The 18,985-nt window shown below is 66.1% G+C and carries 23 protein-coding genes; 8 read left to right on the plus strand and 15 right to left on the minus strand.

The features are described from left to right. Positions 1-96: 96 nt before the first annotated feature. The 7 genes from HB634_RS04775 to HB634_RS04805 form a co-directional block, all read right to left on the minus strand. The gene (locus tag HB634_RS04775) at positions 97-696 is read right to left on the minus strand and encodes an NUDIX hydrolase (RefSeq protein WP_063574234.1); all 600 of its coding nucleotides are present in this window, start codon (positions 694-696) and stop codon (positions 97-99) included. Between the two features lie 76 nt (positions 697-772). Next, positions 773-1,672, minus strand: coding sequence for a 5'-3' exonuclease H3TH domain-containing protein (locus tag HB634_RS04780; protein ID WP_213947769.1), 900 nt, complete (start codon positions 1,670-1,672; stop codon positions 773-775). After that, complete coding sequence (locus HB634_RS04785) at positions 1,660-2,232, minus strand: nitroreductase (RefSeq protein WP_213947770.1); 573 nt, start codon at positions 2,230-2,232, stop codon at positions 1,660-1,662. Before HB634_RS04785 ends, HB634_RS04780 begins: the two co-directional genes overlap by 13 nt. After that, positions 2,229-2,813, minus strand: coding sequence for a DUF3106 domain-containing protein (locus tag HB634_RS04790; protein WP_213947771.1), 585 nt, complete (start codon positions 2,811-2,813; stop codon positions 2,229-2,231). The genes HB634_RS04785 and HB634_RS04790 overlap by 4 nt, the downstream gene beginning before the upstream one ends. Positions 2,814-2,818: 5 nt before the next feature. After that, entirely contained in the window at positions 2,819-3,196 is a 378-nt protein-coding gene (locus HB634_RS04795; protein ID WP_213947772.1) for a hypothetical protein, read from the minus strand. Continuing rightward, on the minus strand, positions 3,193-3,774 hold the full coding sequence (locus HB634_RS04800) for an RNA polymerase sigma factor (RefSeq protein ID WP_063574259.1): 582 nt from the start codon (positions 3,772-3,774) through the stop codon (positions 3,193-3,195). The genes HB634_RS04795 and HB634_RS04800 overlap by 4 nt, the downstream gene beginning before the upstream one ends. Positions 3,775-3,913: 139 nt before the next feature. Continuing rightward, positions 3,914-4,363, minus strand: coding sequence for a hypothetical protein (locus HB634_RS04805; protein WP_213947773.1), 450 nt, complete (start codon positions 4,361-4,363; stop codon positions 3,914-3,916). Positions 4,364-4,554: 191 nt separating this feature from the next. Here HB634_RS04805 and sufT point away from each other — a divergent pair, with 191 nt between their 5' ends. Continuing rightward, on the plus strand, positions 4,555-5,112 hold the full coding sequence (gene sufT / locus HB634_RS04810; RefSeq protein ID WP_063573378.1) for a putative Fe-S cluster assembly protein SufT: 558 nt from the start codon (positions 4,555-4,557) through the stop codon (positions 5,110-5,112). Between the two features lie 3 nt (positions 5,113-5,115). On the opposite strand, the gene HB634_RS04815 is transcribed toward sufT, so the two are convergent. Then, positions 5,116-5,559: a DUF4279 domain-containing protein gene (locus tag HB634_RS04815; protein WP_213947774.1), complete on the minus strand. Its 444-nt coding sequence runs from the start codon at positions 5,557-5,559 to the stop codon at positions 5,116-5,118. 205 nt (positions 5,560-5,764) lie between these two features. Between HB634_RS04815 and HB634_RS04820 the strand changes: the two genes are divergently transcribed. Beyond that, positions 5,765-7,606 carry a M4 family metallopeptidase gene (locus HB634_RS04820; RefSeq protein ID WP_213947775.1) on the plus strand — a complete coding sequence of 614 codons (1,842 nt, stop codon included), beginning with the start codon at positions 5,765-5,767 and terminating at the stop codon, positions 7,604-7,606. Between the two features lie 187 nt (positions 7,607-7,793). Continuing rightward, positions 7,794-9,137, plus strand: a complete 1,344-nt coding sequence (locus HB634_RS04825; protein WP_213947776.1) for a S8 family serine peptidase — start codon at positions 7,794-7,796, stop codon at positions 9,135-9,137. A 9-nt stretch (positions 9,138-9,146) separates the two neighbouring features. On the opposite strand, the gene HB634_RS04830 is transcribed toward HB634_RS04825, so the two are convergent. Genes HB634_RS04830 through wrbA form a run of 4 tightly spaced genes read right to left on the minus strand, consistent with a single transcriptional unit; the run spans position 9,147 to position 12,365 of the window. Beyond that, positions 9,147-9,632, minus strand: coding sequence for an asparaginase domain-containing protein (locus HB634_RS04830; RefSeq protein ID WP_213947777.1), 486 nt, complete (start codon positions 9,630-9,632; stop codon positions 9,147-9,149). 38 nt (positions 9,633-9,670) lie between these two features. Beyond that, positions 9,671-11,371, minus strand: a complete 1,701-nt coding sequence (locus HB634_RS04835; RefSeq protein WP_213947778.1) for an acyl-CoA dehydrogenase family protein — start codon at positions 11,369-11,371, stop codon at positions 9,671-9,673. Between the two features lie 56 nt (positions 11,372-11,427). Then, on the minus strand, positions 11,428-11,766 hold the full coding sequence (locus HB634_RS04840; RefSeq protein ID WP_213947779.1) for a DUF2069 domain-containing protein: 339 nt from the start codon (positions 11,764-11,766) through the stop codon (positions 11,428-11,430). After that, complete coding sequence (gene wrbA / locus HB634_RS04845) at positions 11,763-12,365, minus strand: NAD(P)H:quinone oxidoreductase (protein ID WP_063572810.1); 603 nt, start codon at positions 12,363-12,365, stop codon at positions 11,763-11,765. The genes HB634_RS04840 and wrbA overlap by 4 nt, the downstream gene beginning before the upstream one ends. 81 nt (positions 12,366-12,446) lie before the next feature. Between wrbA and HB634_RS04850 the strand changes: the two genes are divergently transcribed. Genes HB634_RS04850 through HB634_RS04860 form a run of 3 tightly spaced genes read left to right on the plus strand, consistent with a single transcriptional unit; the run spans position 12,447 to position 14,459 of the window. Next, positions 12,447-13,718, plus strand: a complete 1,272-nt coding sequence (locus tag HB634_RS04850; protein WP_213947780.1) for a YihY family inner membrane protein — start codon at positions 12,447-12,449, stop codon at positions 13,716-13,718. Then, the gene (locus tag HB634_RS04855) at positions 13,715-14,188 is read left to right on the plus strand and encodes a TlpA disulfide reductase family protein (RefSeq protein ID WP_213947781.1); all 474 of its coding nucleotides are present in this window, start codon (positions 13,715-13,717) and stop codon (positions 14,186-14,188) included. Before HB634_RS04850 ends, HB634_RS04855 begins: the two co-directional genes overlap by 4 nt. 1 nt (position 14,189) lies before the next feature. Further along, on the plus strand, positions 14,190-14,459 hold the full coding sequence (locus HB634_RS04860) for an acylphosphatase (protein WP_213947782.1): 270 nt from the start codon (positions 14,190-14,192) through the stop codon (positions 14,457-14,459). Between the two features lie 104 nt (positions 14,460-14,563). Here HB634_RS04860 and HB634_RS04865 read toward each other — a convergent pair whose 3' ends face one another. Together HB634_RS04865 and HB634_RS04870 are read right to left on the minus strand one after the other, a co-directional pair. Further along, the gene (locus tag HB634_RS04865; RefSeq protein WP_345777466.1) at positions 14,564-15,010 is read right to left on the minus strand and encodes a copper chaperone PCu(A)C; all 447 of its coding nucleotides are present in this window, start codon (positions 15,008-15,010) and stop codon (positions 14,564-14,566) included. Next, on the minus strand, positions 15,007-15,624 hold the full coding sequence (locus tag HB634_RS04870; RefSeq protein ID WP_213947783.1) for an SCO family protein: 618 nt from the start codon (positions 15,622-15,624) through the stop codon (positions 15,007-15,009). The genes HB634_RS04865 and HB634_RS04870 overlap by 4 nt, the downstream gene beginning before the upstream one ends. Positions 15,625-15,705: 81 nt before the next feature. On the opposite strand from HB634_RS04870, the gene HB634_RS04875 reads away from it, so the two are divergent. Then, positions 15,706-16,095, plus strand: a complete 390-nt coding sequence (locus HB634_RS04875; protein ID WP_213947784.1) for a DUF423 domain-containing protein — start codon at positions 15,706-15,708, stop codon at positions 16,093-16,095. 69 nt (positions 16,096-16,164) lie between these two features. On the opposite strand, the gene HB634_RS04880 is transcribed toward HB634_RS04875, so the two are convergent. Continuing rightward, positions 16,165-17,664 carry a transglutaminase-like domain-containing protein gene (locus tag HB634_RS04880; RefSeq protein ID WP_213947785.1) on the minus strand — a complete coding sequence of 500 codons (1,500 nt, stop codon included), beginning with the start codon at positions 17,662-17,664 and terminating at the stop codon, positions 16,165-16,167. Between the two features lie 125 nt (positions 17,665-17,789). Here HB634_RS04880 and purT point away from each other — a divergent pair, with 125 nt between their 5' ends. Continuing rightward, positions 17,790-18,971: a formate-dependent phosphoribosylglycinamide formyltransferase gene (gene purT / locus HB634_RS04885; protein ID WP_213947786.1), complete on the plus strand. Its 1,182-nt coding sequence runs from the start codon at positions 17,790-17,792 to the stop codon at positions 18,969-18,971. The last annotated feature ends 14 nt before the right edge of the window (positions 18,972-18,985 follow it).

An 18,985-nucleotide genomic window follows, 5' to 3' on the forward strand; every position in this document is an offset into this window, starting at 1 on the left:
CGCGCTCCTTGAGGTTGCTGGCCTCGGTTCCCACCGAAAGAAAGAGCTCGCCGATGAATCGGCTCCTACCAAGCCAAGCCATGCCAAGCCAGGCCATCAAAGGCTGCGGTTATCCCGGATGTGGGCTTCGGGGTGCTCGATGAACCACAACCCCGCGAACAATTTCGCATCGATCGAGAAGCCCTCGGTGGCACGGTCGAACAGCCACTTGCCGGCATCGGCACGCGGTACCTCGTGCACGATGATGTTTTCGGTCTCGTCGCCACCGCCCTTGCCGACCTTCGTGAGGTCCCAGGCTCGGGCGAAGGCGATCATCTCGGTGCTCATGCCGGCCGAGGACGGGCCTGTGTGGATGAACTCGATCCTGCCGCAGGCGTAGCCGGTTTCTTCCTCGAGCTCGCGTTTGGCGGCGATCAGCACATCTTCGTCTTCGGCCCCGGCAAGGTCACCGACCAGGCCGGCAGGCATCTCGATGGTGTTGGCCAGGATGGACACGCGGTACTGCTCGACGAAGACGACCTTGTCGTCCGGCGTCACCGCGAGAATGATGACGGCACCGCCGGGATTGTTCCGTTCGGCGTACTCCCAGCGACCGCGCCGCTTCAGGGTCAGCCACTTCGCCTTGTGCAGCACCTCTTCCGGCGCGCTGGCGTCGTCGGGGATCGGCGAGGCGTGGGGCAACGGGCTGGTCTGCATGGGCGGGCTCCTTGGCGATGGATACGAAGTATCCGGGCAAGGGTAGCGCGGCCGTGTGACGTTGGGTGGAATCGCCTCAGATCAGCGCGCGCAGCCGGGACCGGGTGAGCGGGCCGAAGCGCAGACGCTCGCAGAGCTCATCCAGTGTGGCCGCTTCGCCCTGTCGACGGCGTAGCGCGTCCGCGGTCTCGGCAACGGCAATATCCAGGGCGATGCGGGTCAGGCGGCGGCACAGCAGGGCCTGGTCGGCATGCTCGCGCAAGCGAACGGCGCAGGCCGCCGCGCCGCGGATACGCAGGTACGGTACTTCGTCGATGCGGTCGAGCAGCGCGTCGAGGCTGCCAAAGTGGGCAAGCAGGGCCGCCGCGGTCTTTGCGCCGATGCCGGGCACGCCCGGGATGTTGTCGACGGCATCGCCGCACAGCGCCAGGTAATCGGCGACCTGGTGAGGATGCACGCCGAGCTTGTCGAAGACGCCGGCCGGGCCCCAGCGGACATTCTTGGCGAAGTCCCACTGTTCGTCGTGCTCGCCGAGCAGTTGGCCGAAGTCCTTGTCGGCAGAAACGATGACGCCGCGGAAACCGTGCGAACGCAAACCCCACAGCGCGCTGCCGATGAGGTCGTCGGCTTCGTACTGGTGATCGTTGAGCACGCTCAGGCCAAGCGCCGCGGAGATTTCGCGACAGAGTGAAAACTGGCGCACGAGCTGCGGCGGCGGCAGATCGCGATTGGCCTTGTAGGCCGGATAAATGGCGTTGCGGAACGATGTCGTGAGCGAGGCGTCGAAGGCCACGGCCACATGTTCGGCGCGCGTGCGTTCGAGCAGCTCGCAGAGGAACCGCGTGAAACCGTGCACGGCATTGACCGACTCGCCGTCCTGGTCGTGGAACTCGTCCGGCATGGAATGCCAGGCGCGGAACACATAGAGGCTGCCGTCCACCAGGTGGACGAGGGAGTCCGCGCTCACGGGGTCCACACGCTCACGATATCGTCGTAGGCGGGCCGCTCGCGCTCCGGCGCGTCCATCGAAGGTGTGCCGATGTGGATGAACCCGATGACATGCTCGCTCTTCTTCATGCCGAGCAGCTTTGCCACGTTACGATCGTACGCGGCCCAGCCGGTAAGCCATTGCGCGCCATAGCCGAGCGCCTGGGCGCCAAGCAGCACGTTGTACGCCACGCAGCCCGCGGTGAGGTTCTGTTCGAGCTCGGGCACCTTGCTCTCGTCGTCGATCTTCGCCGACACGACGAGAACCAGTGGCGCATGGTCGTAGCGTCGAAGCTCCTTCTCACGCTTGGATTCGGAGAGGTCGGGGTTGGCTTCCACGGCGAGCTTTGCCAGCTGTGCACCGAAGTGCCGTTTGGCTTCGCCGCGCAGCACGCGAATGCGGAACGGCTCCAGCTTGCCGTGATCCGGCACGCGGATCGCCGCTTCGAGCAGGCGCTTGAGGGTGGTTTCGTCGGGTGCCGGTTCGCCGAGCTGGCGCGAAGGCACGGAGCGACGGCGGTCGAGGAGTTCCAGCGTGGTCTGCGTCATCCGCCCAGTTTAGCGGAACCGTCCGGCGGCGGCCCATGGTCGCCCGGCGGCGGGGGCGGCAGGGCGTCGTTCGGTCCCATGTTGTCGATGGCCTGACGGCGCTGCTCGGGGCTCTGGTTGCGCCACTTTTCCATCAGCGCCTGCTTTTGCGCGGGCGACAAGTTGCGGAAACGCTCGAAGGCGTCGTGCAGCTTTGCACGCTGCTCGGGACTGAGGTCCTTGAATTTCTGCTGGTTCTTGCGCGCTTCGGCGCGCTCTTCCGGCGTCATGTGCTGCCAGCGGTCGATGCGGTCGCGGATCTGGGCGCGGCGTTCCGGCGGCAGGCCCTTCCAGCGCTGCACCATCTCCAGCATGTGCGACTGCTTCCTCGGGGTGAAACCGTCCCAGTCGTGAGCCACGGGGGAAAGGATGTCCTTTTCGTCGGGCGTGAGCTGGCTCCACGGACGCGGCGGCACGGTTGGATGCTGGCTGTCGGGCCAATCGGACCCTCCGGCCGGCAACGGCGGACGGTCCTGCGCCGGGGCGGCGAAAGGCGCCGCCAGAGCGAGCAGAATGGCGATGACGAAAGGAAGGCGGCGCATGGGAATCACTTGTGGGCAGCGGACGGCTGCGTGTCGTTGTAGGCCAGCCAGCTGTAGAACTGCAGGTTCTGGTAAAGAGCGGGATCGGTGCTGTCCGGATCCGGCGGCAGGTCGGTCGCCTCGGTGTCCGCCGACTGCATGACCGCCGGTGGTGCCGAAGGCGGTGCGCCGCCCGGTTGCCAGAGCATGAGCGAGGCGAGCGCGACGACGGCGAACGCGCCGGCGGGGAGCATCAGTCGACGCGCGGCGGATTCGTGCGGTGCGGCCAGCGCCGTACGCCGCGCCGCACGCAGGCGGCCGGCCGTTACCGGATCCACATCGCGGCTGGCGCGCAGGTAGAGTTCCCGGGCGCGACGTTCGAGGTCTCGATCGTGCTGGCTCATCGCCATGCCTCCAGTTGATCGCGCAGCGCATGCATCGCGCGCGAAAGGTGAGTCTTCACGCTGCCATCGGAGCAGCCCATCACGGCCGCCGTTTCGGCGACATCCAGCCCTTCCATGATGCGCAAGGTAAACGCCTCACGCTGGCGCTGGGGCAACTTGCGTACCGCGACGACAATGTCGCCGTACGCCTGCGAATCCTGCAGCCGGGCCGACGGATCCGGACTGTCGTCGGCGGGTTCCCAGGCCGGTAACTCGTCGCCATCCTCGTCGCGTCCGCCGCCGATCCAGCCAACGATGATCGAGCGAACCTTGCGGCGGCGCTGGAGATCCACGATGCGGCGGCGGAGGATGCCCCAGAACAGCGGCGTCCATTCGCCGGGCGGCTTGTCGGCATAGTGGCGGACCAGGCGCAGCATCGCGTCCTGCACCGCATCCATGCCGTCCTCGCGGTTGCCCAGATGAATCTCGGCCATGCGCCAGGCCCTGCGTTCGATGGCCGCCAGGAAGGCGTCCATGTTCGCCGGAACCTCGCGGACATCGTCCAGGGATGCGCTGTCGAGCGCGAGCGAGCCGTTCACGGCGCCCTTCGCTTCTTCGGTGTTGGCATCCTCATGCTCCATACGGCCTGGATCACTCCGGTAAACGCGGTCGGCGACCGCCGGTTGACTGGTTATGCACCCGCCATCTTCCTAGGCCGGGCATTTACGGCTTATGAAGTCAGTGGCGGTCTGGCGGGCGGCGGCCGATCGGCCAGGCGACCAGCGCGGCGAGCAGGGCGCCGGCGACATACAGCACCAGGTCCCAGGGTCCCTGGGCCAGGCGGGCCAGCTCCAGGAGCATGGGGGCCCCGGCGTCATGGATAGCCTGGCCGAAGCCGAGGCCCATCATCCCGGAGATGGTGGCTGCGGCGACCAGGCAGGCGGTATAGCCCGCCGCCAGCAGGGTAGCGAGCGCGGCCAGGGCCGAGCCCAGGACGCGGTCGATCCGCAGCCAGCGGCGAACCACGATACCGAGTACCCAGCCTGCCGGAAGGACCAGCGCGGGCAGGGCACGGCCGAACATCATCGACGGCACCATCCAGACGGCACCGGCGGCGAAACCGAACGCGGCGGCGCAGAAAGCGCCGAACAGGAGGCCGGGGAGACGGCGGAGACGCTCAGCCGGCATGGTGTTCCTTCGGATGGCGCATGGGATCCGGGGGTGGGCAAAGGGGGGCAATGATAGCGGGCAAGCGGACCGCGCGCTCTTGAGGCAGTCGGCCGTCGCCCCGATTTAGGCAACAGGATAGTTACCGTCGTATCCCGGCGGGCGCATAATCGACGACTTTGCGGCCGCGGTGCGGCCTTCACAGGACAGCAATGAGCGGTTTCAGCCTCAGCAGCGAGCCTTTCACCCTCGAGCGCGACTGCCAGGCGGTCATGGTGCCGCAGGGCGAGACAGTGACGCTTCCGGCCGGCCAGATCGGCTACATCACCCAGGCCCTGGGTGGCAGCTTCACCGTGTATGTGGAAGGCAACCTGTTCCGCATTGCCGGCGCCGACGCCGACGCGCTGGGCAAGGAGCCGCCTCGCCCGATCGAACTGGAAGACGGTGCGTCGGACGACGAGGTCGAGAAGCTCGTCTGGCAGCAACTGCGTACCTGTTTCGATCCGGAAATTCCGATCAACGTGGTCGAGTTGGGCCTGGTCTACGACGTGAGTCTCGAAGCCACCGACGAAGGTGCGCGCAAGGCTTACGTGAAGATGACCCTGACCGCGCCGGGTTGCGGCATGGGCGACATCCTCATCGACGATGTCCGCACCAAGCTGGAACTCATCCCCACGGTGGTCGAAGCCGATGTCGATCTCGTTTTCGATCCGCCCTGGAATCATTCGATGATGTCGGACGCGGCCAAGCTCGAGACAGGCATGCTCTGAGCGTCAGGGCGCCAGCGAGACGGCGATGTCGGCTTCCAGCGACGCGCCGTAGAGCGCGACGGTCCTGATGTTCACCGGTGACCAGTAGCAGGCTGGCACGCGGTCGCCGGCCACCTGCACCTGCAAGCCGACGTGCGCGTCGAGTTCCAGGCTGCGAATGGTCGCGACGATGTCGTCGCGATGCGGTGCCAGCACGGCCAGCAACTGGCTGAGGGCATCGTCCAGTGAGTAGGTGCGCTGCTCGGGCAACTCCACGCACCAGCCATGGCTGCGCCGTTGCAAGGTGTCTCCCTCCGTTTCTCCGCGCTGCCAGCTTCTGGCGCCTTTCACGCCGAGCTCGTCGAGCAGGTGGTCGAGCGTGTGCCGTTCCGAGGTGAGCCGGAACGAGGCCCGGACCGAGGGCGTCATGTGGCGGAGGTCGAGGTCGATATCGGTGGGCTGCGTCATGGGGATCATCTTCGCAAGTTCATGTGCCCTAGGGAAATCCCTAGGTAGTCGACCGCGAGAACTTGCGCTAGGTTGACAAGGACTTTCGGCAGGGGGCCGGAGGTCGCAACGGGCATCGCGCTTCGGCGCGTCAATCATATCGTTCGGAATGTGGTCCACACGACCGCAAGGGATTCGTGTGGCCTGTTCCTGGAGGAGGAACGTAATGGCAAGTCATGTTCGCTTGAAACTCCTGGTCGCATCACTGGGTATCGCCACCTGCGCTGTCGCCTCGGCGGCTACCGAGCAGGCCCTGCGTGCACAGAGCCTGGGAGCCGTCCCCGCCAGCCAGCTGGCCGCGAAACTCGGCCTGTCGGCCGACAACGCTTTCGTCGCGAAAACCGCACTGCCGACCGTCAGGGGTACGCAAACGGTTCGTATGCAGCAGACCTTCAAGGGCGTGCCGGTGTTCGGTCGTAGCATCGCCGTGGAGCAGGACGCCCAGGGCAATTCGCTGGTCGCCAATGGCGTGGTCACATCCGATCTGCAGGTGGACCTCGCATCGGTCACGCCTAAGATCGATGAAGCTCGCGCCATCGCGCTTCTCGGCAAGCAGGCGAAGACACTCGCCGGTGCCGTGGCCAAACCCGAAAACGCCAAAGCGGACCTGTACGTGTATCCGGGCGACGGTGTTCCCGCACGCCTGGTGTACCTGACCTCGTTCTTCTCCGGTGGCGATCATCCGACGCGCCCCACGGCGCTCATCGACGCCAACACCGGCGAGATCATCCAGCAGTGGGAAGGTCTGACGTACGCCGAAGTCAATGCCACCGGTCCGGGCGGCAACCAGAAAACCGGGCAATACACCTGGGGTGCCGGCGGCAAACCCGCCTTGATCGTGACGCAGTCGGGTAACACCTGTACGGCGCAGAACACCAACGTGAAGACATACAACCTCAACCACGCCACGTCCGGCGCGGGAACGTTGTGGAGCTTCACCTGCTTCAATTCCACCGGCGATGCGATCAACGGTGCGTACGGCCCCATCAACGACGCCCATCACTTTGGCGGCGTGGTGCATGACATGTACACCGCGTACACCGGTGCGGCGCCGCTGAACCAGGTGCTGCTCATGAAGGTGCATTACGGCTCCAGCTACGAAAACGCATTCTGGGACGGCAGCTCGATGAACTTCGGCGACGGCGCCAGTACGTTCTATCCGCTGGTGGCTCTGGACGTGACCTCGCACGAAATCAGCCACGGCTACACCGAGCAGCACTCGAACCTGACCTACAGTGGCCAGTCGGGCGGCATGAACGAAGCCTATTCGGACATCGCCGGTGAGGCGGCCGAGTTCTACGACCGCGGTACCAACGACTTCCTTGTGGGTGCGGATATCGTCAAGGCCAGTGCCGGCATCGGCACCGCGCTTCGCTACATGTGCGATCCGCCGCAGGATGGTGGCTCGATCGGCAATGCCGCCGACTACACCAGCGGTCTGGACGTGCATTACTCGTCCGGCGTCTACAACAAGGCGTTCTGTCTGCTGGCGAAAAAGACAGGCTGGGACACGGTGAAGGCTTTCAAGGTATTCGCACGCGCCAATGCCCTGTATTGGACGGCGAGCTCCACCTTCAACAGCGGTGCGTGCGGCGTCGCCAGCGCAGCGACCGACCTTGGTCTCTCCGCGACGGATGTGGCCTCGGCGTTCACGGGCGTGGGCGTGACCTGCTCGACCGGTGGCGGCGGTGGTGGCACGGCACTGCAGAATGGCGTGGCCAAGACCGGTCTCGCCGGTAGTGCCAGCCAGGAGCTGAGCTACACGGTGGTCGTCGCCGCTGGCGCGCACAATCTCGTCATCACGACGAGTGGTGGCACGGGTGACGCGGATCTCTACGTGAAGTTCGGTTCCGCACCGACCACCTCGAGCTACAACTGCCGTCCGTACCTGACGGGTAACGCCGAGTCGTGCACGTTCACGACGACCCAGGCCGGTACGTACTACGTGAAAGTCCGCGGTTACACGGCTTTCTCGGGTGTTTCGCTGAAGGCAACCTGGACGCCGTAAGCGTTTGAGATAGTGCTGTACCCGAGGCCCGGCGGTGACGCCGGGCCTTTCTTTGTAAGCGTTGTCTCGAGGACGGTCTGCGTCATCCTCACGTTCGCTGTCGAGGTGCAGCGAATGGTCGAGCTAGTGCATGTCTTCTAGCGTGTTTCGACCGGCGCCGATGAGCGTCTTGTCGAAGGAACGCAGCATGTCGAAGTATTCCGGTTTGCCCCTTGTCGCTCTCGCTCTCGCGGTGAGCACGCGTGCCGTGGCGTCGGACGCAGCGACGAATCGCTACATCGTCCACTTCGACGACCCGGTCGCCGCGAAGGTCGCCGCGACGGAGATGACGCATGCCATGGCGCAGCGTGGCTCGCCTGCGTGGCATCTGCGTCACCTCGCGGCGGGCGGTGAGTTGTTCGAGCTCACCGCCGTCGAGGCAGAAGCCATGGCGGCATCGAAAGGTGTCGTGGCAATCGAGGAAGACCGCATGGTCACGCCGGCCGGAGGCATCATCGATTCCCTCTGGCGGCGCCAGTGGTATATGCACGACCCGAAAGTCGGCATCGACGCACCGGTGGCATGGGTCGACACGCGGGGGGAAGGCGCCGTCGTCGCGGTCCTCGATACCGGTGTCACGCCGCACCCCGAGTTCGATGGTCAGCTGCTTCCGGGCTACGACTTCGTCACCGATGCGCAAGCCGCACGTGATGGCACCGGTCGCGATGACGACCCCACCGATGAGGGCGACTGGACGGAGCCGGGCGATTGCGGCGCTCGCCAGAGCACGCCCTCGTCGTGGCACGGCACGCACGTCACGGGCATCGTCGTGGCCCGCGCTGGCAACAGGCCGGGCATCGTCGGTGTCGCACCGGAGGCGAAGGTGGTCCCGGTGCGCGTCATGGCGCGGTGTGGCGGGCGGCTGTCGGACGTGGCCGATGCCATCGTATGGGCTTCCGGTGGCGAAGTGGCGGGGGTGCCCAGCCGTGCTCCGGTCGATGTCATCAACCTCAGTCTGCGCGTGCCCGGTGCCTGCAGCATGACCATGCAGCGTGCTATCTCGCAGGCGCGAGGTCGGGGCACGGCCGTGGTGGCGGCCGCCGGCAACGACTCGATCAAGGCCTCGACGGTGTCGCCTGCCAACTGCCCGGGAGTGGTTTCCGTCGCCGCGCTGGCACGCGACGGGAGCATGGCCTGGTATTCGAACCACGGTGATGGCGTGACCGTTTCCGCGCCGGGCGGTTCGCTCGGGGGAATGGGGGTAGACGACATTCTTTCATCGGTCGACGGCGGCGAGCGCGGCCGCCAGCGTCCCGTCTTCAAATACTACGCAGGCACATCGATGGCCGCGCCGCAGGTGGCGGGGCTGGTTGCGCTCATGCGATCGGCCGATCCGCTCATCGGCGTGGACGACATCACGACCCAGCTGGTGGACAACGCGCGGCCGCTTCCCGGCCCTTGCCCGAAAGGTTGCGGTGCCGGTCTGATCGATGCGGGCGCAACCGTGAATGCCGTGGTCGAGGATCGCGTTCTTCCCCGGCCACGTTCCTGATCCGGTGAGTCAGATGGCTTCGAAGCGATTCGCGTCGCGGTTCTTGCGCACCGTGGCCGGATCCCACACGCGGCCGTTCATCGCGATGTAGACGCCGTCGTCCAGTGTCTGCACCGCGCCCACGGCGCAACCAATGTTGAACACCGCATCGGAGCCCTGGAAACGCGCCGGGTTCAGCGCGCCGGTAAGGACGATGACCTTGCCGGGGATGCCGGCCAGCACGCGTGCGGTCTCGACCATGGTGTCGGTGCCGTGCGTCACCAGCACGTGGCGGTGCGGCTGCGCTTCGATCGTGCTGCGCATCAGCACACGGTCTTCATCCGTGACATGCAGGCTGTCCTTGCGCAGGATCGGAATCACGTCGAAGCGGAAGGCGACGCCAAGCTGCTGGAGGATATCGGCGATCTGCGGGCTACCGATCTGGTAGTCCGATTTATCGTCGAAGTAGACCTTGTCGATCGTGCCGCCAGTGGTAACGATGGTGAGCTGCTGCATGTCTGACCTGGGAAGCCGGGTAAAGCGGGGCGCCCATTCTACCTCGTGACCGGGTTGGCCATTGCGTCGGCCGCAACCTTGCTTGCCCCGGCATGAGGTGGGGTGTCGGTCGCAAGGAGGATGTCTTCGTCGTTTTCCGGCAATGCCAGCCGGTCGAGGCCGCGTGCGAGGAATCGTCGGGAGGCAGCGGCGGGCCGCGCATCGCCCGTCGCGTTCGCCCATGTCGCCGAGCGCACCAGCAGCGCGGCTGCCATCGTCCGCGCCAGCGTGTAGGCGACCCCGCGGGCCGATGCTTCGAGGGAAGCGCGATCCGCGACGACGTCGCCGAGCAGTGCCTCGGTCGTGTCGAGCGTGGCCCCGATGACCGCGCGCTCCGGTGCGTCCGGGCCGATCAGGCCGTCGATCGCCAGGCGCAACGGGGCGATGCCGTTCGCGCCGATGGCACGCAGCATGTCGAGCGAGAGAACATTGGTCGTGCCCTCCCAGATGGCGTACACCTGGGCGTCGCGCAGGAGCTGTGGCAGCCCGGTGTCCTCGATGTAACCGGCGCCGCCGAAGCACTCGAGCGCTTCGGACACGATGCGTATCGACACCTTCGCCGTCCATAACTTGGCCAGCGGCGTGAGCAGGCGGAGCAGGGCGGCTTCGTGCGCCGCGCCTTCGCCGCGCTCGGTGCGACCAAGCAACTCGGCCACGAAGAAGGTGAGCGAGAACGCGGCCTCGAACTCGGCCTGCATGTCGGCAAGCGTGCGGGCGTGCAGCGGCTGATCGATCAGCCGCGCTCCGAACGCACTGCGCCGGGTGGCGTAATCGCGTGCGAGCGAAATCGCACGGGCCATGCTCGCGACCGCGCAAACGGCGTTCCAGGTTCGGGTCACGTTGAGCATCGGCGCAATCTGCCGCACACCGTGATCGAGCGGCCCGACCGGCGTCGCCGGCAGACCGTCGAGATGGATCTCGGCGGTAGGTAGTTCATGCGTGCCCAGCTTCTTCTTGAGGCGGTCGATCGTGATGCCGCGCCAGGCGCCTTGCTCATCCTTGGTTTCGACGTAGAACAGGGCGAGGGCTGATGTTCCATGGCCAGCGCCTTCCGGCCGCGCAAGGGCAAGCGCGGCTTCGCCCACCACGGCGGAGCTGAACCACTTGCGGCCATGCAGCCGCCACTGTCCGTCGCTGTCCTGCCGGGCGATCGTCTCGGTGCGACCGACGTCCGAGCCGCCTGGCGTCTCGGTCATCCATTGCCCGGAAAGCCAGAACGTGGAGGCATCCCGGCTGAGAAAATGCGGTAGCGCGCGCTCGATGAGTGCATGGTTGCCCGAGGCGCGAATCGCGGTGGCGGCGCCGTCGGTCATGGCCAGGGGGCAGCAATAGAACTCGCTGGCGATGTGGTACAGGTAAACGCGTGCGAACTCTTCCACGCGTGCCCAGGCCGAGGCGTCGTGGCCGGACGCGAGCACGGCATGACGGGTGGTCACGCCGGGACCTTCTTCCCATGCGGGGGTGAGCGCGATGCGATCCACGCGTGCTCCCCAGGCATCCCATGAGGTGAGGACGGGTTCGGTGCGCGGCGTGCGGCCGCGTCGATCCCAGGCCATCACGGCATAGTCGCCGAGGGCGTCGAGGTCGGCGCGCATGGCGTCGAGGCGTCCGGCCGGCAAGACGCGGCCGAGCCAGGCATTCAGTACACGGTCGGCGCGATACGGATGCGCCAGGCGAGGCGCGTCCTGCAGAAAACTCATCGTGGCATCCTCTCCGTCAATAAGCAGGCCTAGCCTGCGCCGATGACTTTGGAGGGTCAACGACGCCTGCGGACGCCTGCGCCCAGCGTACCGATGAGCAGCAGCGTCAGTACGAGTTCGATCACGCCGAGCCAACGGTCGGGGCCACCGCTCCAGGTTTCGGTGACGCCGTGGCAGAAATAGAACAGCGCCAGTACACCGACCCAAAGCAGCGCGCGAGTGACCTTCGGCAGCGACAGCAACGGCAGCAGCAGAGGCGGCACGGTGAGTGCGAAGGCGACCCACGTCGGAATCGACACCGGTGGATACAGCGAGTACCAGAGGATCTGGAGCGTGAGAAGTCCCGCCCATGCCCCGAGCCCGGTTTTCTGAGTGCCGCTGAGGGCCGCGCTCACGCGTGCGTCGCCAGTCGCCGCGCGACATCGGCCAGCCGGCGCCCCAGCGCGCGGGCGAGCTCCCGCTCGTGCTCGCTGATGACGTTATCCCCGCGACCGCCGGCCACATGGCTGGCGCCGTAGGGCGTGCCACCGGTGGTCGTGCTGGTCAGCGCGGGCTCGGTGTACGGGATGCCGACGATCAGCATGCCGTGGTGAAGCAGGGGCAGGGCCATCGACAGCAAGGTCGCTTCCTGGCCACCGTGCATCGTGCTGGTCGAGGTGAACAGGGCCGCGGGCTTGCCGGCCAGGGCGCCGGAAGCCCACTCCGCACCGGTGGTGTCGAGGAAGTACTTCAGCGGTGCGGCCATGTTGCCGAAGCGCGTGGGGCTACCCATGGCCATGCCCACGCACTCGACCAGATCGACGCGGGAGACGTAGGGGGCGCCCTCGTCCGGCTCGGGAGGCATGGCGATCTCGGTCACGGGTGCCACCGGGGGCACCTGGCGAAGACGTCCCCGCATGCCGGGGACTTCCTCGATGCCGCGGGCGATGAGGCGTGCGAGCTGGGCCGTGTGGCCGCTACGGCTGTAGTAGAGTACGAGGACGTCGTGGGACATGGATGGGCGCCTGTGCGAAGGCACTAGTCTCGCAGAACTACCACACGTTCCCAACGTTTCGGGACAGGATTAAGGATAGACATGCCGCCGCTTCGCTTCGATCGCGACCGCGCCCTGAGCTTTACCCGTTTTACGTGGCTGCGCTTCGTCGACGACAAATGCTTCGAGACGGCCGGTGCGCTGTCCTACACGACGCTCGTCTCTCTCGTGCCGCTGACCGTCGCCGTGTTCGCGATTCTCTCGGCCTTCCCCGTGTTCGCCGAGTGGCGCGGTAGCCTGGCCAACTATGCCTTCCAGAACTTCGTGCCCGCCACGGGCATCAAGATCCAGGAGTACATGCTTGCCTTTGCCGATAAGGCCAGCCAGCTGACAGGTATCTCCATCCTGGTCATGCTGTTCAGCGCGGTGTCGATGATGATCAGTATCGAAGACCGCATGAATCGCATCTGGCGTGTGCGCAAGCCACGCGGATGGACGTCGCGTCTTTTGCTCTACTGGGCGGCACTCACGCTGGGGCCGATCCTCGTCGTCGGCGGCCTCGTGCTCACTTCCTACATCACCGCGTTCCCGATGCTGCATGCGGCGGCCGACCAGATCGCCACGCAGAGCCGATTACTCAATTTCCTGCCGTTCGTGATCACTTTCGTCACCCTCGTACTGATGTACACCATGGTGCCCAATCGCCGGATCAACTGGAGGCACGCTGGCATCGGTGCCCTGCTTGGCGCGATCCTGTTCGAGGTCGCGCGCTGGGGCTTCACGCTGTTCATCCGTAACGCCCCGACCTACGAAGAAATCTATGGCGCGCTCGCGGCCATCCCTATCTTCCTGCTGTGGATCTACCTGTCCTGGATCATCGTGATCCTCGGCGCGTCGATCGCCGCGTCGATTTCCGCGTTCGAATACACCATGCCGCAGGAAGCCCTGCCCGAAGGGGCGGAGTTCATCGGCTTGCTGGTGGTGCTGCAGCACTTCGTCGAGGCGCAACGCGCCGGCGACAGCGTGGATCCGGCCACGGTGCGCGTTCGTGCTCCCTACCTGCCGTCCAGTGCGATCACCTGCTACTTCGACGACCTGCAGCGCTCGGACATGATCCAGCGCGGCGAGGCCGGTGGCTGGCTGCTCACCCGCAGCCTCGATTGCACCGAACTGCTCCGCGTCTATCGTTGCACCTCGTACCGCCTGCCACTGCATCCGCGCGACCAGGTGGAACGGCTCGGCATCTATCTCCCCACCGAGTTGCTCGTGCTGCTCGACCATCTTGCCGCCGCGCTGGACGCGACGTTGGGTGCGAGGCTCGATCAGCTCTTTCCCCCCGCTGTCGTTAGCGCTCCCGAGGATACCCCCGCATGATTCGCCGCTTTCTTGCCGTCGCCGTTGTCGCACTCGCTCTTGCCGGTCCCGCGATCGCCGCCACGGCCACCGTACCCGACCTGAAAGTCACCACGTTGGACGGCAAGCCGTTCAGCCTTGCCGCACAGCACGGCAAGTGGGTCATCGTGAATTACTGGGCCACCTGGTGCGTGCCCTGCATCAAGGAAATGCCGGACATTTCCGCCTTCGTGAAGAACCACAAGAACGTGACCGCGATCGGCCTGGCCTTCGAAGATACCGACGCGAAGGACATCCGTGCCTTCGTGGCAAAGCATCCGGTCGTCTATCCGATCGCCCAGGTCGACGTGACGGATCCGCCGAAGGCCTTCGAAGAGCCGAAAGGCCTGCCGACAACGTACCTGATCGCGCCGGATGGCACGGTTGCCAAGCGTTTCGTGGGTCCCGTCACCGAGCAGAGTCTCGGCGAGGCCATCAGCAAGGGGAAATGAGATGAAAGCCGCTCGCTTCGTCGTGAGGGGAAAGGTGCAGGGTGTGTTCTTCCGTGCGTCGGCACGGGAGAAGGCAACGGCACTCAAGCTCACCGGCCATGCTCGCAACCTGCTGGACGGCAGTGTCGAGGTGGTCGTCTATGGCGAGGCGGCGGCGATCGACCGGCTCGAGGTGTGGCTGCACGACGGCCCCGAGTCGGCGGAGGTCAACGAACTCTACCGCGAGGACATCGGCGCACACGATGCGCCGACCGAGTTCGTCGCCCGATAGTCGGGAAAGTGCCCTGCTTTTGTAGGAGCCGATTCATCGGCGATCCCGCGGCAGCGGGCAAGGTCGCCGCAAGCACCCATCGCCGCTGAAGCGGCTCCCACAGGTCAGTCGGTGGGGCCCGTCGCATTCGCAGGGCGGGCCAGGAACGTCACCGGCAGCTTCTCCCCATCGGACAGCGCGAACGTCACGACGATTTTGTCGCCGGCTTTCACCGGATGCTTCGCACCCATCAGCATGACGTGGTAGCCGCCCGGCGAGAACGCGAGCTTGCCCTTCGGCGGTAGCGGTACGCTGTCGACCATCTCCATGCGGCCCATGCCACCATCGGTGCTGCTGCGGTGGACCATTGCGTCGGCGTAGTCCGCTGACGAGGCACCGACGATGGATACCGTGCGATCGGACACGTTCTCGAAGCTCACGTAACCGCCTGCCGGGAGGTTGCCGGGAAGCACGCGCAACCAGCCATCGCTGGCCTTGACGGTAGGCGCATCGGCGGCGTGTACCGCCCCGGTGAAGAGCAGCATGGCGGCAACGAGCGAACGGAAGATCACGGTTGGGCTCCCAGCGAAGTGAGGAGGTGCAGGTCGTGCACCATGTCGTCCTGCGAGGCGGACGGCGTAGCCAGCAGGCGGGCCTTGCCCTGGGCGTCGAAGAAATAGATGGCCGAACTGTGGCTCACGTCGTAGGCACCGTCGCCGCGGTCGGGCTCACGGGTGAAAGCCGACCGGTAGCGCTTGGCCAGCGCCTCGACGTCGGCATCCGAACCGACCAGGCCAACGGCGCGCTTGTCGAACGCATTGACGTAGGCATGCATGATCGCCGGCGTGTCGCGCTTCGGGTCGACGCTGACGAACAGGATGCGTACGTTGTCGGCCGGTGGTCCGAGGCGATCCAGGACCACGTGCAACTGGGTCAGCGTCAGCGGGCACACGTCGGGACAGTGCGTGTAGCCGAAGTACATGAGCGTGACCTTGCCCTTGAAGTCGGCGCCGGTGACGGCCTTGCCGTTGTCGTCGGTGAGTCGGAAGTCGAGGTCGGGCAGGTGGCCGGACACGTCGGTCAGCCGCCAGGCGGGTTGCGGCTCGTGTTGGCAGCCGCTTACGCAGACGAGGGCGATCAGGATCAGCAAGGCCCCAAGGGCCCGGCGGGAGAACGACGGCTTCATGCGACACTCCGCGACATATCCCGCAAAGGATACGCCACCCGTGCCGGCCATCAGGCACTTCCCCTGCCAGGAACGATCCGGATGCGACAACATGTCAGCGGCGCCCATGCCCTTCTCGTCGGAATCGCCGGCGCGTCGGCCGTGGCCCTGGGTGCCTTCGGCGCGCATGCGCTGCGCGGCGTGGTCGACGACCGCGGGCTGGAGATCTGGCACACGGGCGTCGAATACCATTTCTGGCACGCGCTGGCGCTCTTTGGCGCGGTAATCGGTTTGCCGCCGGGACGGGCGCGATCGGTGACGATCGGCTTGTTCGCGCTGGGTATCGTGCTGTTCTCGGGCAGTCTCTACGCGCTGGCGCTGGGTGCGCCGCGTCTGGTCGGGCTGGTGACGCCGGTGGGTGGGGTCGCGTTTATCGTCGGGTGGATCGCGGCGGGTTTGGGACTTCGCGGGGGCGGACGGTCCGCTCCGTAGGCGTCGCCGCTGAAGCGGCTCCCACAATGCTTCTTCTGGGAGCCGCTTCAGCGGCGATGCCCTCCCGGCTCAGTCGGACCCCTTGCCCCCGCCCCCGATGTTGGCGGTGATGCCCGAAGGCATCGGCAAGTCCATCAGGTTAGAGGCGGCCACGGCCCGGTCGATGGTGATGTGGCCCAGCGTGCTCATCGCGGCGAAGAATCGCCACGGGTCGCCATTGCCCACGCCCAGCGCGATGTGGGTCGAATCGAATCGTCGCTGTGCGGAGTCGAAGCTGATCCACCGGCCGTCGATGAAGGCCTGCGTCCAGGCATGGGGAACGAACACCCGCGATACACCGCCCATGCGCTCGACATAGACGATGCCGGTGACCACGCGGGCTGGGATGCCCATCGATCGCGCCAGGGCGGTCAGCAGTACCGCGTGTTCGGTGCAGTCGCCGTTCCGGCTTTCCATGGTCTCCAGCGCGGAGGCGTAGCCGACGTCGAGGCCTTTCCTCGAGATGTAATCGGAGATGTACGAGCGAAGCCGGCGCATGCGCTGGAGATCGCTGGTCGCGTCGCCGGTGATCTGTTTTGCGAACGCGCGAATCTGCGGCGAATCCGACTGCACCCAGGCGTTAGGTGCGGTGTCTTCGGGAGAAGGCGCGGCCTCGTGGTCCGTCATGCGGCCGAAACCGACGTCGATGATGTAGACGCCGTCGCCTATCGAGTTCACGCGTTGCTCGTCGGTTTCGACGAAGGGCTGTGGGTAGTTGCCGCGAACCGTGACGGTATAACGGACCGGGGCGGCGCGCAGGCCCATCACCATCGGCCGCGGGGACTGGATCATGGCCGCGCGAAGCAGGTCCACGTCCTGGTCGGGCGCCTTCGCGCAGGCTTCGCTACAGGCGGCCATTTCCAGACGGAACCCGAGTAGTGGCGAGATGCCACGACGGATGTATCCCTGGTTGTCGACCCAGATGTCCACGCTGTGGTCCCCCGTGGCACCGACCAGTGACTCACGCAGGTGATGCACCGTCTCGCGGCGGTCGTCGGGCATGTCGACCACCTCGTCACCGATCACGGCAACCTCGACGTTGGCGACCTGCTGCTTTACGGCGTCGAAGTTGCGGATCTGGTAGGTCGTACCCGGCTTGAAGCCATGGGCAACCATGGACAGGCGCTGCCCTTCGGCCAGCGAGGCGCCAGTCGGCCAGATCAGCAGGTTGACCTTCGACTGGCCACCCACGGTATTGGCGACCTGGAAGGCGCCGTCATCGCGCACCTCACCCTGCACGAGATTCTGCTGCGACGACATGTTGGTACTGGCATAGAACGCCAGCGGGGCGCCTAGAGGGGATTCGACGGTCTTGATCCGGGTCTGGAGCAGGATCGGCGTGTGGACGCGGGTGAGGCGGAAATTGAGCACCTGGGTGGTGGTCACCTTGTCGCCCGCCAGATCGCGGTCGATTTCCAGGTTGCCCACCTTGCGACCGTCGAGGAGAACGGTCATCCAGCGCTGATCCGCCAGGGCCGAGGTGGCGGTCAGACACAGCAGTACGGCGACGGCGGCAAGACGACGTCTCATGAGCGTACTTCCGGATTGTTGGGGACACCTTCATAACAGCACTTTCGTGGCCGGAGTCAAGTACCCCATTGGTCGTGGTCAGGCCCGGTAGAATGGGGGCTTCGACCCCCTCCCGGACCCGCCCCATGACCTCCTTTGGCACACCGCATTCCCCTAACGCCCTCAAGGTGCTTCTGCTGGGGTCCGGCGAGCTCGGCAAGGAGGTCGCCATCGAGCTCCAGCGCTTCGCCGTCGAGGTGATCGCCGTGGACCGCTACCCGAACGCACCGGCGATGCAGGTGGCGCATCGCAGCCACGTCATCGACATGCTGGACGGCGCTGCGCTGCGCAAGCTCATCGAGGAAGAGAAGCCGCACCTGGTCGTTCCCGAGATCGAGGCGATCCACACGCAGACCCTCATCGAGATGGAGAAAGAAGGCCTCAAGGTCGTTCCCACCGCGAAAGCCGCGTGGCTGACGATGGATCGCGAAGGCATTCGCCGTCTCGCGGCGGAAACGCTGGGACTGCCGACCTCGCCCTACCGGTTCTGCGACACGCGCGAGGAATTTCTCGACGCCATCGCCGTGCTCGGCACGCCGTGTGTGGTCAAGCCGGTGATGAGCTCCTCAGGCAAAGGCCAGAGCGTCGTGCGCAAGCCGGACGATGCGGACGACGCGTGGGAGTACGCGCAGTCGGGTGGCCGCGCCGGTCGCGGCCGCGTCATCGTGGAGGGCTTCATCGACTTCGATTACGAGATCACCCTGCTCACCGTGCGCCATCGTGACGGCGTGTCGTTCTGCGCGCCGATTGGCCATCGCCAGGAGGAGGGCGACTATCGCGAATCGTGGCAGCCGCAGCCGATGAGCGATGCCGCGTGTGCATCCGCCGAACGCCAGGCCGACACGATCACGGCCGCCCTGGGTGGCTGGGGCGTGTTCGGCGTGGAATTCTTCGTGCGCGGCGACGAGGTCATCTTCTCCGAGGTGAGCCCGCGCCCCCACGACACCGGTCTGGTCACCCTGATCTCGCAGGATCTTTCCGAGTTCGCCTTGCACGCCCGCGCCATCCTCGGTCTGCCCGTGCCCGAGATTCACGCCTTTGCCCCGGCGGCCTCCTGCGCCGTGCTCGTTGAAGGCGAGGGTGCGGCGCCGACCTACCACGGCATCGCCGACGCCCTGGCCGAGACCGGCACGATGTTGCGCATCTTCGGTAAGCCGGAAGTGCGTGGACGCCGGCGCATGGCGGTGACGCTCGCCAGGGGTGCGACGGTCGAGGAGGCGCTGGAGAAGGCCAAGCGCGCGGCGAGCCGCATCCGCGTCGAGCTTTGAACGGGCGTTCACAC

The sequence above is a fragment of the Luteibacter sp. dw_328 genome (genome assembly GCF_018449605.1).
GTDB lineage: Bacteria > Pseudomonadota > Gammaproteobacteria > Xanthomonadales > Rhodanobacteraceae > Luteibacter.

Coding starts and splice junctions, on each gene's coding strand:
- HB634_RS04855 (WP_213947781.1), top strand. CDS start 13,715: ATGATTCGCCGCTTTCTTGCCGTCGCCGTTGTCGCACTCGCTCTTGCC.
- HB634_RS04870 (WP_213947783.1), bottom strand. CDS start 15,624: ATGAAGCCGTCGTTCTCCCGCCGGGCCCTTGGGGCCTTGCTGATCCTG.
- HB634_RS04775 (WP_063574234.1), bottom strand. CDS start 696: ATGCAGACCAGCCCGTTGCCCCACGCCTCGCCGATCCCCGACGACGCC.
- HB634_RS04785 (WP_213947770.1), bottom strand. CDS start 2,232: ATGACGCAGACCACGCTGGAACTCCTCGACCGCCGTCGCTCCGTGCCT.
- HB634_RS04860 (WP_213947782.1), top strand. CDS start 14,190: ATGAAAGCCGCTCGCTTCGTCGTGAGGGGAAAGGTGCAGGGTGTGTTC.
- HB634_RS04790 (WP_213947771.1), bottom strand. CDS start 2,813: ATGCGCCGCCTTCCTTTCGTCATCGCCATTCTGCTCGCTCTGGCGGCG.
- HB634_RS04825 (WP_213947776.1), top strand. CDS start 7,794: ATGTCGAAGTATTCCGGTTTGCCCCTTGTCGCTCTCGCTCTCGCGGTG.
- sufT (WP_063573378.1), top strand. CDS start 4,555: ATGAGCGGTTTCAGCCTCAGCAGCGAGCCTTTCACCCTCGAGCGCGAC.
- HB634_RS04875 (WP_213947784.1), top strand. CDS start 15,706: ATGCGACAACATGTCAGCGGCGCCCATGCCCTTCTCGTCGGAATCGCC.
- purT (WP_213947786.1), top strand. CDS start 17,790: ATGACCTCCTTTGGCACACCGCATTCCCCTAACGCCCTCAAGGTGCTT.
- HB634_RS04835 (WP_213947778.1), bottom strand. CDS start 11,371: ATGAGTTTTCTGCAGGACGCGCCTCGCCTGGCGCATCCGTATCGCGCC.
- HB634_RS04830 (WP_213947777.1), bottom strand. CDS start 9,632: ATGCAGCAGCTCACCATCGTTACCACTGGCGGCACGATCGACAAGGTC.
- HB634_RS04880 (WP_213947785.1), bottom strand. CDS start 17,664: ATGAGACGTCGTCTTGCCGCCGTCGCCGTACTGCTGTGTCTGACCGCC.
- HB634_RS04805 (WP_213947773.1), bottom strand. CDS start 4,363: ATGCCGGCTGAGCGTCTCCGCCGTCTCCCCGGCCTCCTGTTCGGCGCT.
- wrbA (WP_063572810.1), bottom strand. CDS start 12,365: ATGTCCCACGACGTCCTCGTACTCTACTACAGCCGTAGCGGCCACACG.
- HB634_RS04850 (WP_213947780.1), top strand. CDS start 12,447: ATGCCGCCGCTTCGCTTCGATCGCGACCGCGCCCTGAGCTTTACCCGT.
- HB634_RS04820 (WP_213947775.1), top strand. CDS start 5,765: ATGGCAAGTCATGTTCGCTTGAAACTCCTGGTCGCATCACTGGGTATC.
- HB634_RS04815 (WP_213947774.1), bottom strand. CDS start 5,559: ATGACGCAGCCCACCGATATCGACCTCGACCTCCGCCACATGACGCCC.
- HB634_RS04795 (WP_213947772.1), bottom strand. CDS start 3,196: ATGAGCCAGCACGATCGAGACCTCGAACGTCGCGCCCGGGAACTCTAC.